This is a genomic window from Euzebyella saccharophila (assembly GCF_014855495.1).
GTDB lineage: Bacteria > Bacteroidota > Bacteroidia > Flavobacteriales > Flavobacteriaceae > Euzebyella > Euzebyella saccharophila.
In genome coordinates, this window is the sequence record NZ_JACYFJ010000001.1 from 25,846 (window position 1) to 38,629 (window position 12,784).

The window sequence follows — 12,784 nt, forward strand, 5'->3', positions numbered from 1 at the left end:
ATAAAAAACCCCGGAGTATCTACTCCAGGGCTTTCTTATAATTAAATTTGAGTATTACAACTCCAATGCTCTTTGTTCATTTCCGTCCATGAGCAATTCCACAGGATTTTCCAAAGCTTCTTTGATAGCCACTAAAAAGCCAACAGACTCCTTTCCATCAATAATTCGATGGTCATAGGATAGTGCTACGTACATGATTGGAGCAATAGCAATGGCCCCATCACGAACAATAGGTCTTTCTACAATGTTGTGCATTCCTAAAATAGCACTTTGGGGAGGATTGATAATTGGAGTGGACAACATGGAACCAAAAACACCTCCATTAGTTATGGTAAATGTACCTCCAGTCATTTCATCAACCGTAATTTCACCTTCCCTAGCACGGATTGCCAACCGTTTAACCTCAGACTCTACACCTCTAAAGCTTAAATTTTCTGCATTTCTGATAACAGGAACCATCAATCCCTTTGGCCCGGATACAGCAATACTAATATCACAAAAATCATAGGATATCATCTCCTTACCATCTATCATGGAGTTAACCGCTGGATATTGTTTCAACGCCCTAACTACGGCCAAGGTAAAAAAGGACATAAAACCTAAACCTACGCCATGCTTTGATTTAAAATCCTCTTTGTATTTAGACCGAAGGTCAAAAATTGGGGACATATCCACTTCGTTAAAAGTGGTAAGCATGGCCGTTTCATTTTTAACCGAAACCAACCTTTCTGCCACTTTACGTCTTAACATGGACAGTTTGGACCTAGTCTCGCCCCTACTTGCCCCAGAAGGAGAACCCATGGAAGGAACCGCCTTTACGGCATCATCCTTGGTAATTCTACCATCCTTACCGGTCCCTTTTACAGAAGCAGCATCAATTCCTTTCTCGTTCAATATTTTCTTGGCGGCAGGAGACGCCACACCTGAAGCGTAGGTCTCTTTGGCCTGAGCAGGCTGAGAAGCTTTTGCATCATTATTGGATGGAGCCTTTTCCTGATCTTTGGCCAAATCCTTTTCTGCTTTGGTACCAGCTCCCTCATCCCCACTTCCAGCGGTTGAATCCGCACCAGCACTAGCGCCTTCCGGTTTGGCGGCATCCGTATCAATTAAACAAACTACTTCGCCTACAGCAACGGCATCACCAACTTCGGCCTTTAAAGTAATAATCCCACTTTGTTCTGCGGGTAGTTCAAGGGTTGCCTTATCGGAATCCACTTCGGCAATGGCTTGGTCTTTCTCCACGTAATCTCCATCTTCAACCAACCATTCCGCAATCTCCACTTCGGTAATCGATTCGCCCGGAGATGGAACTTTCATTTCTAATATCATGCTATTGTATCTTTTCTAGGTTATGATAGTTAAATTCAAAATTCTATAAAAACTAAGCTTTTGCATTTTCTTTAGGTTTAGGAATTGGCTTTGTCATATTATCCTTTTCCTTATCAAAAACATAGTCAATTACTTGCTGATGCCTCATTTTGGAGCGAACTGCACTACCAGCGGCAGGCGAGGCATAAAATCTTCTTGAGGCCACCCTAAATTGTTGCGACTCTGGAAAATGCATCATCATATGACTCCATGCCCCCATATTCCTAGGTTCTTCTTGAGCCCATACGATATCATCCGCGTTTTTGTACTTAGAGATAATCTCTTTCATTTGCTCTGCCGGGACAGGGAACAATTGCTCTACACGTACCAAGGCCACATCTTCCCTGGAATGCTCTTCCTTAGCAGCCAGTAGATCATAGTAAAATTTACCCGTACAGAAGACTAGGCTTTTCACCTTCTTCACATCTGCTAAGGAATCATCCAACACTTCCTTAAAGCCTCCTTTAGCAAGCTCAGAAACAGATGAGACCGCCTTTGGATGCCTCAACAAACTTTTAGGAGTAAAGATGATCAATGGTTTTCTAAAATTCACCTTCATCTGCCTTCTTAAAATATGGAACATTTGTGCCGGAGTGGTCACATCTGCTATATACATATTGTCCCTTGCACATAATTGCAAGTACCTTTCCATACGAGCCGAAGAATGCTCTGCACCCTGACCTTCATAGCCATGTGGCAAAAGCATTACCAAACCGTTCTGCAATTTCCATTTATCCTCTGCGGCAGAGATATATTGGTCAATCATAATTTGAGCTCCATTACTGAAGTCTCCAAACTGAGCCTCCCAAATGGTCAACGTATTTGGACTGGCCATGGCATAACCATAATCAAAACCAACAACACCATATTCAGAAAGAAGGGAATTATAGATTTGAAAAGTGCCTTGATCTTCAGAGAGGTGATTTAACAACAAAACTTCTTCCTCACTCTCCTCCACCTTCATTACGGCATGCCTATGCGAAAATGTACCGCGCTCCACATCTTGACCGGACATGCGCACACCATATCCCTCTGAGAGCAGCGTACCGTAAGCCAAAAGCTCACCCATGGCCCAATCAAGGGAATCTTTCTCAAAATACATTTTCTTTCGGTCCCTGATAAGTTTTTCCACTTTTCTCAAGAACTTTTTATCTTTTGGCAGTTCTGTAATCACCTTCGCGATTTCAGTTAGCTTGTTTTCTTCAAAGCTTGTATCTACCTTATCCATCATCTCCCACTCACGAACATTGGAAAAACCTTTCCATTCGTCCGCCATAAAAGGAGTGATTTTTGTTTTATCTTCTTTACGGGAATCTTCCAATTCTTCTTCCAAAGAAGCTTTGTACTCATCCTCTAGATGCTTCACATAATCCTGATCAATGATTCCTTCCTGAATCAATTTTTCGGCATAGATATCCCTAGGATTTTTTTGCTTGGCAATGGCCTTGTATAACTTAGGCTGCGTAAAACGGGGTTCATCACCCTCATTGTGACCATATTTTCTATATCCTAAAAGATCAAGGAATACATCCCTATTAAAACGCATTCTATATTCCAGTGCGAACAAAGATGCGTGGACTACCGCCTCAGCATCATCTGCATTTACATGCAATACCGGGCTTAAGGTAACTTTACCAACATCCGTGCAGTAGGTAGAACTACGCGCATCCAAATAATTGGTAGTAAAACCAATTTGGTTATTTACCACAATATGAATGGTTCCATTGGTCTTATAACCATCTAGAGTAGCCATCTGCACTACTTCATATACCAACCCTTGTCCGGCTATGGCAGCATCTCCATGTACCACTATGGGCAACACTTTTGAAAAATCTTCCGGAAAATGCGTATCCTGTTTAGCTCTGGCGATACCTTCTACAACAGCCCCTACAGTTTCTAAGTGCGACGGATTGGGCGCAATGTTCATTTTAATTCGCTTACCATTATCGGTTTTGCGATCGGATGTCCAACCTAAATGGTATTTTACATCGCCATCAAAAATCTCTTGCTCATAGTCCTTGCCATCAAACTCACTAAAAATATCCTTGGCTGCCTTGCCAAAAATATTGGTAAGCACATTTAGCCTACCTCTATGGGCCATACCCATTACAAATTGCTCAACACCTAGTTCCGCAGCACGCTCAACAACAGCATCCAAGGCAGGTATAAGCGATTCGTTCCCTTCTAAGGAAAATCTTTTTTGGCCAACGTATTTGGTATGTAAGAAACCTTCAAAAGAAACCGCTTGGTTCAACTTTCTAAGTATCCTTTTTTTGTGGTCTACATCAAATTTTGGGTGGTTATCATTTACATTAAGCCATTGCTGAATCCACTCAATTCGCTCCGGATTACGTATATACATATACTCTACCCCAATGGCATCACAATAAATTCGTTGTAAATGATCGATAATTTGAGCCAGAGAACTTGCCCCTATACCTATAATTTCACCCGCATTGAATACGGTTGACATATCACCTTGGGAAAGACCAAAGTTCTTAATCTCCAAAGTTGGCTCGTATTTTCTTCTTTCCCTTACGGGATTGGTTTTGGTAAAAAGGTGTCCGCGACTTCTATAGCCATCAATCAATCTTATGACCTGAAATTCTTTTTGTAGCGAACTTGGCACTTCTACATCTTGTCCGTTTTGAGAAAGGGAACCAGAACCTATTGTTTCCAGATCCAATTCATCCAAGGCCATTTCCGAGCCAAAATCAAATCCCTGAAAAAAGGCCCTCCAACTGGGCTCTAAACTATCAGGGGCTTTAAGGTACTTGTCATATAAATCCGCAAAAAAAGCAGTATGTGCGGCGTTTAGAAAGGAATACTTATCCATATAAGGTTATCTGTCGTGCAAATAAAATTAGAACTTGCCCTCGAATATAGATAGGTGCTTTTTGCTATGCTTGTGCCGGTACATTCTTGAAGAACCCATTTTACCAAATTGAAATGAATCTAAAGACCTTATATCAGCACTGTACATTTAAAAAACCATCTATACAAAAACGAAGATAAGTTCCTACAAAAATACAATAATTCCCATATTTCTGGGACATCTAATGTCTTGATAATAAAAATTCAAAGATAACGATCAAAAATTGTCCGGATTGTTTAAAACCTAAAAAAATTAGCTGCAATAACTTCGTTTAGTCCTTGTAGAGCCAAACACTTATCAAGCCAATTCAGCCATATTTCTTTTTGAGAAATACTTTTTGAAATTCTCTTTTAAGTATTAAACCGGATACCTGATCCGCAACCTCTACCACATCCGTCACCTGTATTTGCTTAAAAAGACGTTCTGGAACATCAACTACATATAAAAGGTTAAGATATTCCCCAAATTTTTCCATAATGAGGTAATAGACTTTTTCCTTTAATTTTTGAAAAAGTTTGTTGGGCACAATTCCATCGGATATCTCAAAATCGATATTGGCCAAAACAAAATCCTTCTTTAATTGAAGAACAAGATTAGGGTACAAGGTATTCTTTACCGCATCTTCAAGCACATCCAAACCGTTAGCATAATCGGAATTCATACCTTATTTACGATTGAATAGTAGAATTGGTTGCATTTATAAATAGAAACCTCAACCCCTGATCTTACGTTCCCAGTCCCAAGCAGATTTCATTGCTTCATCCAATGTGTATTGTGCTTTCCAACCCAGAACTTGATTTGCTTTAGTGGTATCTGCATAAGCTTCGGTAATATCTCCGGCCCTACGGTCTACAATCTTATAGTTCAACTTTTCACCAGAAACCCGTTCAAAACTATTGATTACTTCCAAAACGGAACTCCCTTTACCCGTTCCCAGATTGAACACTTCATAACTATCGGCGTTTTTACCTTCCAACAATCTCTTCAGAGCTTGAACGTGGGCCTTTGCCAAATCTACCACGTAGATATAATCCCTGACACAAGTACCATCCTCCGTAGGGTAATCATCGCCAAAAACTGATAATTCTTCCCTCATACCAACACCTGTTTGTGTTATAAATGGCACCAAATTTTGAGGAACCCCAATAGGCAGCTCTCCAATTTCTGTGCTAGGATGCGCCCCCATTGGATTAAAATAGCGTAATGCTATAGCCTTGAGTGACGGCGTTACACGGCAAGTTTCACTTATAATCTCTTCGCCAATTTGTTTGGTGTTACCATATGGGGATTCTGCCGGCTTTACAGGAGCGTTCTCTGTTATGGGCATAACATCTGCCTGACCATAAACCGTACATGAGGAACTGAAAATAAAGTTGGCAGTATCCTTTTCAGCAAGTTCCTTTAAAAGGTAGACCAACGTTCCAATATTGTTCTCATAATACAACAGAGGTTTTTCCACACTTTCACCTACCGCCTTGGAAGCCGCAAAATGAATTACCCCTTGAACATCATCGTGCCTTTTAAAAAAGTCCTCGACCTTATTTTTCTCTTTTAAATCTATTTTTTCAAAGAGAGGTAATTTACCTGTAATGGCCTTAATTCCGTCTAAAACCTTTTCCGATGAATTGGAACAGTCATCTATGATAACAACTTCGAACCCTTCATTTTGTAATTCCACCACCGTATGTGACCCAATAAAACCCAGGCCTCCGGTAACTAATATTTTCATATGGACTTTTTTATTGATTGGTATTTGGAATAGTTTCCTAGATTGTTGTCAAGTTACGCCTCTACATATTCAATAACCGACTTTGCAATAAACGCTATCTGCTCATCGTCCAGCTCCGTATGCATGGGCAAAGAAATCACCTCTTTCACCAGCTTATTGGTTACTTTAAAATCCTCCTCCTTATATCTATCGTCCAGATATGCTTTTTGCTGATGTAGTGGAATAGGATAATAAATTCCGAAAGGAATGCCCTTTTCTGTTAAGTGTTGCACCAAACCATCCCGTTTACCGTTTGTTATTTTCAAGGTATATTGATGGAAAACATGACATTTACATAATTGTAAATCGCAATTGCAGCTTGAAGTAATGGCAGGAACGATTATATGCTCGCTATTTTCAAAGGCCAAGTTATATTTGGCCGCAGTAGCTCTTCTTCTATCGCAGTACTCATTTAAAAGAGGAAGCTTCGCTCTTAATACAGCTGCTTGAATAGAGTCTAGCCTAGAGTTTACACCCACAACATCATGATGATATCTTTCATACATACCATGATTAACTATACCTCTTAGCGTATGTGCAAGTTTGTCGTCATTTGTAAAAATAGCGCCGCCATCACCGTAAGCTCCTAGGTTTTTGGAAGGAAAAAAAGACGTAGCTCCTACGTGCCCAATGGTACCGGCCTTTTGACTACTTCCATCTTCAAAAATATAATCTGCCCCAATAGCCTGGGCATTATCTTCTATCACAAACAGATTATGTTTGTTGGCCAACCTCATAATAGCCCCCATATTTGCACATTGTCCAAATAAATGAACAGGAACAATAGCCTTGGTTTTAGGAGTAATAGCTTTCTCCAATGCTTCCAAATCAATATTAAAACTATCCGGATATACGTCTACCAAAACAGGTGTAAGCTGTAATAACGCTATAACCTCCACGGTTGCCGCAAATGTGAAATCTGCCGTAATCACCTCATCTCCGGGCTTTAAGCCAAGCCCCATCATTGCTATTTGCAATGCATCCGTGCCATTGGCACAAGGTATAACATGCTTTACACCCAAATAGGATTCCAGTTCACGAGAAAAAGAATGTACCTGCGGACCATTGATAAAGGCAGAGGTTTCCAAAATTTCACTTATAGCATCATTGACCTGTTCCTTGATACCTTCATATTGGCCGCCCAAATCGACCATTTGAATCTTTTTCATCTACAATTTATTACTTTGCAAGCACAAAAATACGAAACGGAAAACTAACTATTTCTCCCAAGTACCGTAATTTAGCCCAAAATAAAGAAGCGTGCATTTTATCTATAATGTTACTGCCCAAGTGTCTTGGTTCATACTAAGACTAGTGGCCCTTTTTAATACTAAAATCAACCTCTTTGTTGAGGGCAGAAAACAAACTCTTTCTATATTAAAAGACAAGCTTTCTCCAAACGAAGGTGCCATCTGGGTGCACGTTGCCTCATTAGGCGAATTTGAACAGGGGCTTCCCATCATCGAACAACTAAAAATCAAATACCCCCAACACAAAATTTTAGTTACGTTTTTTTCTCCCTCAGGATATGAGGTAAAAAAGAACACCAAAATAGCCGATGCCGTTTGCTATTTACCTATTGACACCAAAAAAAATGCCCAAGACTTTATAGATAAGGTCAATCCTGTACTGGCCCTTTTTGTAAAATATGAGGTTTGGCCCAATTACTTATCCGAATTATCAAAAAGAAAGATTCCAATACTACTTGTCTCAGCTATTTTTAATGAGAATAAAATTTACTTTAAGCCGTACGGAAAATTTATGCGGTTGGCCCTTAAAAAATTTGACCACATATTTGTTCAGGACAATACTTCCCAGCTATTGTTAAATGGCATAGGAATAAATAATACAACGGTTAGTGGTGATACCCGACTTGATAGGGTTTCAAAAATTTTGGAAAGAGACAACCAATTGGATTTCATGGAGGCCTTTAAAAAAGAAAGGCTTTGCTTCGTTGCCGGAAGCACTTGGCCGGAAGACGAAAATATCCTAGTAGATTACATTAACAATTCTACAAAAAACATCAAGTTTGTACTTGCCCCACATACCATAAAGAGCGATAAAATTCACGGACTCGCAGGTGCCATATCTAAAAAGACCATGCTATATTCCAAGATGAACAGTAACACCATTGGGGAGCATGATGTACTTATCATTGACCATATTGGTTTGTTGACCAAAATTTACAGTTATGCCGAAATCGCCTACGTGGGAGGTGGCTTTGCGACCGGACTTCACAATACGTTGGAGCCAGCAGTTTTTGGGATTCCTGTAATTATAGGCCCCAAATTTAAAGGTTTCAATGAAGCGGAAGACTTGGTCGCCTCCAAAGGAATACTGAGCATAACCGACCAATGGACATTTGGGGAGACCATGAAAAAACTTACGGAAAACACCGAATTCAGAGAGCGAACAGGAAAGATTAACGCAAATTACATTAGTAAAAACAAAGGTGCCAGTTCACAAATCATTCAAAAAATAGATACTATTCTAACTAAGTAGACTTATTCTGTTCTTTTATCCCCACCAAAGTTGAATTATATTTTTACCAATTAAATTTTTGTTAGTTTTATCTCAATCAACAGAACTACTCCATGAATTCCAAGCTTTTTAAAATATCCCTCACTGCGGCTTTGTCCGGTTTTCTATTTGGCTTCGACACCGTAGTTATAAGTGGTGCCAACCTACCTATTAAAGAATTATGGAACACCTCTCCCTGGTTCCATGGAACCTTTATCATGTCCATGGCACTTTGGGGTACCGTTATTGGGTCATTGTTTGGAGGCATACCATGCGATAGATTTGGACGTAAAAAAACCCTCTTTTGGATTGGTATTTTGTATGCAGTTTCCGCTCTAGGTTCGGCCATGGCTCCTGACCCGTACACTTTTTCCTTTTTTAGGTTTATAGGTGGTTTAGGCGTAGGAGCATCATCCGTTGCGGCACCTATTTACATTTCAGAAATTTCCTCTCCCAACAATAGAGGCCAACTAGGTGCGCTTTACCAATTTAATCTGGTATTGGGTATTTTAATCGCCTTTATATCCAATTTTCTATTGAAAGGATTTGATGGCGCCAATGACTGGAGGTGGATGTTGGGCGTGGAAGCGATTCCCGCAATCATATACACTTTAATGGTTTTTAGCATACCAAATAGCCCTAGATGGTTGATTTTAAAAAGAAATGATTTTGAAGGAGCCCTTAAAACGTTGAGACTTCTTGTTACGGAGGAGGAAGCGACATCCAAAATAGAGGAAATAAAATCGTTTTCGCCCACATCCCAAAAAACCGAAGGATTATTTTCAGGGAGGTATAAAACACCGTTGATTCTTGCTTTTTTGATTGCATTTTTCAATCAACTATCCGGTATCAACTTTGTACTTTACTATGCACCGGAAATATTGGAAAGGGCAGGGTTGGCAGCCCAGGAGTCCTTATTTAGTTCCATATCCATAGGCGTTGTAAATCTCATTTTCACATTTGTAGGTGTATGGTTAATTGACAAATTGGGCAGAAGACAATTGATGAAAATTGGCTCTGTGGGCTACATCATAAGCTTGGGTATGGTTGCCTGGTGTTTTTTCAGTGGCGCCAGTTCAACCCTACTACTTACATTCATCCTTATTTTTATCGCATCTCACGCAGTTGGCCAAGGTGCCGTAATTTGGGTATTTATATCCGAAATTTTCCCCAATAAGGTACGAGCATTCGGACAATCTTGGGGCACAGGAACACATTGGGTTTTTGCTGCCCTAATCACATTAATAACCCCTATTTTTCTGGATAGCGAAAGCGGCATATTTAAAGATAATCCTTGGCCCATATTCCTATTTTTTGCCGGAATGATGTTTTTGCAGTTGCTTTTTGTCCTATTCATGATGCCTGAGACAAAAGGAGTCTCTTTAGAGGAATTAAGCAAAAAACTTAGCAAATAACTCAAGATTAAATTCAAGAATATAGCATATACCAAGAAAGGCCTTACCAAAATAACTTATTAAATAACAGAATGGTAGCATTATTTTTCTTAACTTTAAGTAAACGTTAAGAAAATGGAACAAGAACTACCCGTAGGCGTTAAAATGCTCAATCTATTTTTACGGATAATGGTAGGCTGCCTCGTCCTCGTTTTGGCAGCAGTCCCCGTAATGCTTATTTTAGATAAGATTGGACTTTTCGAGTAACTCCTTTTTAAATCAAAAGGATTAAAAACTTTAACTTAGTAAATAAAATTAAATAGCCCCATAAATGGGGCTATTTTGTTAATGACCATTCAGTCACCGAACAATTTAAAATTTTGTCCAAAATTTTAACTAAAACGTGTTTTATATCGTTGTAACATTTAAGATTTCTTTTATGTACAAGGCTTAACTTTGATATTCCTTTTTAGGAAAATTAATAACGTAATGATTCAGACTATAACTAATAAACAAGAGTGGAAAAAATGCATAAACACTTTTCCCCATCATGATTTTTACCACACGTATAGCTATCATGAATTATCTAAAAAACAGGAGGAACAGCCTATTCTGTTTTCTTATGAAGACGCTAATGGTCTTGTAGCCTTACCCCTTTTAATAAGAAATATAAAAGGAACCAATTACAGAGATGCCACCTCAGTTTATGGATATGCCGGACCGTTAGTTTACAAATTCAAAACGGAATATGATAATTCAAAATTTAAAATTGAATTTCAAAAATTTCTTATTAGTGAAAATATCGTATCCATATTCTCTAGACTACATCCATTTATAGATTACCAAGATCAAGTTTTAAAGGGGTTGGGCGAAATAACCAATCCGGGGCTTGTGGTCAATATTGACCTCACCCAACCCATCGATATTCAAAGGCAAAATTATGGTAGTCGGTTAAAAACGTATTTGAACAAGGCTCGAAAGACCTGTTCTGTATATAAGGGCACTACCGAGGATGACATTCAAGAATTTATTAAGATTTATCATGAAAACATGGACCGCGTGAACGCCAATGAGAGTTACTTTTTCGATGAGCGGTATTTTTACAAACTTTTGCTAAGTTCTGAGTACGAAACCGAGTTGTTACTTTGTAAAATCGATGAGACCGATGAAATAATTGCCGGGGCCATTTTTATTCTAACCGATGATATCGTGCAATATCATTTGTCTGGAGCGAAAACGGAATATTTAGACCTAGGAGGTATCAAACTAATAATAGACGAAATGCGACTAAGAGCTAATGAGATGGGCTTCAAATATTTTAATCTAGGAGGAGGAAGAGCCAACAGAGAAGACTCACTTTTGTCCTTTAAATCAAGCTTCAGTAAAGACCTAGTTCCCTTTAAACTATGGAAATATATTGTTAACCAAGAAATATATGACTACCTAATTGAAAAAGAGCTTAAAAGAGTGAGTAGTTCCATGACGGATGAAGAACTGGAGTTTTTCCCTGCATACAGAATTATCCCTAAAAAAAATTCTTTGACCAATGGTTGAAAATAATCCATTTTTATCCAAGGAGTTCTCAGGCGTTTGGATGAAGCATTTTGGCGAATCCCAAGAAATTGAAGCACCAAACTTTATAAATCCGGTTAAATTTATAAAGCATGCGAAACTACCGGTTAAGCAAAACATAGGTAGCACACTTACAAAAGGGATTGGCTATCAAAAGAGCAAGCCCGAAAAGATGGAAATTAACGGTACATATCTCCTTTATGATATACCTTCCTATTTTAACAATGAAACAGCAGAATCTAAAAAAATTGGATTTCTAAGCACTAAACAATACCCCGGTTATTTAATTGAGCTTACCGCATTTGCCAACTACCAGGAGTACTTACAAAAGACTTTTAGCAAAAGTAGCCGCTACAAGCTTAATAAATACAAAAAGAGATTGGAGGAATGCTTTGATATAAGATATCAAATGATATGGGGGACTGTGGAAATCGAAGCTTATGAGAAAATTTTTGATACGTTCAAAAATCTTTTGGAAAAGCGTTTTGATGATAAGGAGGTGTATAATAATAATTTGGACCCAAAAGAATGGAACTTTTACAAAGAGGTAGTCTACCCTTTACTCCTAGAGAAAAAAGCAGGCCTTTTTGTTATCTATGATGAGGAAAACCCTATTGGGATTACTCTTAATTATTTTTCTGACACTATTATTTTCGATGCCATAACAGTTTTTGATATTGATTATGCCAAGTTTCATTTAGGGTCAGTGACCATAATGAAAATTCTAGAATGGGGATGGGAACACCATTTTAAGATTTTTGATTTCTCAAAAGGTCATTATGAATATAAAACGCGTTGGGCCACTCAAAAATATGACTTTGAATATCATATCTATTATGACAGAGATTCTATCAAATCTAAAATGACTGCCAATTGTATAAAGCAATTTTATGAGCTGAAACAGCAATTAAGAGACAGAAAACTAAATGAAAGATTGCATAAACTCACTTACCTTTTAAAAAAGAATAAGAAGGAAAAAGAGAAAACATTGGATTATTCATTTTCAAACCTGGAATCAGAAATTATACCGGACCATTTAGAAGAGTTAAACCCTAAGAAATTAGTGAACAAACACCTTAAAACAATTGCTTTTGACTTTCTATATCTAAATAATGAGTGTATGAAAAATCTTAGAATCTATAAGAGCGACCAGAAGGAAATTGACTATTTGCTCATAGGAAACCAAAGGCAAATTGGGGTAAAAATCAATATTCACTAGAAATCAATTAAAACCACGATACTTGTTATTTAACTCCTTAGAATTTTTACTATTTCTACCCTTGATCT

The 12,784-nt window shown here is 38.4% G+C and carries 10 protein-coding genes; 5 read left to right on the top strand and 5 right to left on the bottom strand.

What is annotated here, in order from left to right:
- Positions 1-54: 54 nt before the first annotated feature.
- The 5 genes from odhB to IL355_RS00155 form a co-directional block, all read right to left on the bottom strand.
- The gene (gene odhB, locus IL355_RS00135; protein WP_192460197.1) at positions 55-1,329 is read right to left on the bottom strand and encodes a 2-oxoglutarate dehydrogenase complex dihydrolipoyllysine-residue succinyltransferase; all 1,275 of its coding nucleotides are present in this window, start codon (positions 1,327-1,329) and stop codon (positions 55-57) included.
- Between the two features lie 52 nt (positions 1,330-1,381).
- Positions 1,382-4,204: a 2-oxoglutarate dehydrogenase E1 component gene (locus IL355_RS00140; protein ID WP_192460198.1), complete on the bottom strand. Its 2,823-nt coding sequence runs from the start codon at positions 4,202-4,204 to the stop codon at positions 1,382-1,384.
- Positions 4,205-4,550: 346 nt separating this feature from the next.
- On the bottom strand, positions 4,551-4,904 hold the full coding sequence (locus IL355_RS00145) for a hypothetical protein (protein WP_192460199.1): 354 nt from the start codon (positions 4,902-4,904) through the stop codon (positions 4,551-4,553).
- Positions 4,905-4,955: 51 nt separating this feature from the next.
- Complete coding sequence (gene galE, locus IL355_RS00150; RefSeq protein ID WP_192460200.1) at positions 4,956-5,972, bottom strand: UDP-glucose 4-epimerase GalE; 1,017 nt, start codon at positions 5,970-5,972, stop codon at positions 4,956-4,958.
- Positions 5,973-6,025: 53 nt separating this feature from the next.
- Entirely contained in the window at positions 6,026-7,180 is a 1,155-nt protein-coding gene (locus tag IL355_RS00155; RefSeq protein ID WP_192460201.1) for a DegT/DnrJ/EryC1/StrS family aminotransferase, read from the bottom strand.
- 91 nt (positions 7,181-7,271) lie between these two features.
- Here IL355_RS00155 and IL355_RS00160 point away from each other — a divergent pair, with 91 nt between their 5' ends.
- The 5 genes from IL355_RS00160 (at position 7,272) to IL355_RS00175 (ending at position 12,716) form a co-directional block, all read left to right on the top strand.
- A complete protein-coding gene (locus IL355_RS00160) occupies positions 7,272-8,513 on the top strand; it encodes a 3-deoxy-D-manno-octulosonic acid transferase (RefSeq protein WP_192460202.1) in 1,242 nt (413 codons plus the stop codon).
- A 92-nt stretch (positions 8,514-8,605) separates the two neighbouring features.
- On the top strand, positions 8,606-9,946 hold the full coding sequence (locus tag IL355_RS00165; protein ID WP_192460203.1) for a sugar porter family MFS transporter: 1,341 nt from the start codon (positions 8,606-8,608) through the stop codon (positions 9,944-9,946).
- Between the two features lie 114 nt (positions 9,947-10,060).
- Complete coding sequence (locus IL355_RS19295) at positions 10,061-10,192, top strand: hypothetical protein (protein WP_262892174.1); 132 nt, start codon at positions 10,061-10,063, stop codon at positions 10,190-10,192.
- Positions 10,193-10,414: 222 nt separating this feature from the next.
- Positions 10,415-11,479: a peptidoglycan bridge formation glycyltransferase FemA/FemB family protein gene (locus tag IL355_RS00170; RefSeq protein WP_192460204.1), complete on the top strand. Its 1,065-nt coding sequence runs from the start codon at positions 10,415-10,417 to the stop codon at positions 11,477-11,479.
- Positions 11,472-12,716, top strand: coding sequence for a GNAT family N-acetyltransferase (locus tag IL355_RS00175; RefSeq protein WP_192460205.1), 1,245 nt, complete (start codon positions 11,472-11,474; stop codon positions 12,714-12,716). The genes IL355_RS00170 and IL355_RS00175 overlap by 8 nt, the downstream gene beginning before the upstream one ends.
- The last annotated feature ends 68 nt before the right edge of the window (positions 12,717-12,784 follow it).

Bases quoted from the DNA above. Each gene is read 5' to 3' on its own strand.
- galE (WP_192460200.1), bottom strand. From the start codon at position 5,972: ATGAAAATATTAGTTACCGGAGGCCTGGGTTTTATTGGGTCACATACG.
- IL355_RS00140 (WP_192460198.1), bottom strand. From the start codon at position 4,204: ATGGATAAGTATTCCTTTCTAAACGCCGCACATACTGCTTTTTTTGCG.
- IL355_RS00175 (WP_192460205.1), top strand. From the start codon at position 11,472: ATGGTTGAAAATAATCCATTTTTATCCAAGGAGTTCTCAGGCGTTTGG.
- odhB (WP_192460197.1), bottom strand. From the start codon at position 1,329: ATGATATTAGAAATGAAAGTTCCATCTCCGGGCGAATCGATTACCGAA.
- IL355_RS00155 (WP_192460201.1), bottom strand. From the start codon at position 7,180: ATGAAAAAGATTCAAATGGTCGATTTGGGCGGCCAATATGAAGGTATC.
- IL355_RS00170 (WP_192460204.1), top strand. From the start codon at position 10,415: ATGATTCAGACTATAACTAATAAACAAGAGTGGAAAAAATGCATAAAC.
- IL355_RS00145 (WP_192460199.1), bottom strand. From the start codon at position 4,904: ATGAATTCCGATTATGCTAACGGTTTGGATGTGCTTGAAGATGCGGTA.
- IL355_RS00165 (WP_192460203.1), top strand. From the start codon at position 8,606: ATGAATTCCAAGCTTTTTAAAATATCCCTCACTGCGGCTTTGTCCGGT.
- IL355_RS19295 (WP_262892174.1), top strand. From the start codon at position 10,061: ATGGAACAAGAACTACCCGTAGGCGTTAAAATGCTCAATCTATTTTTA.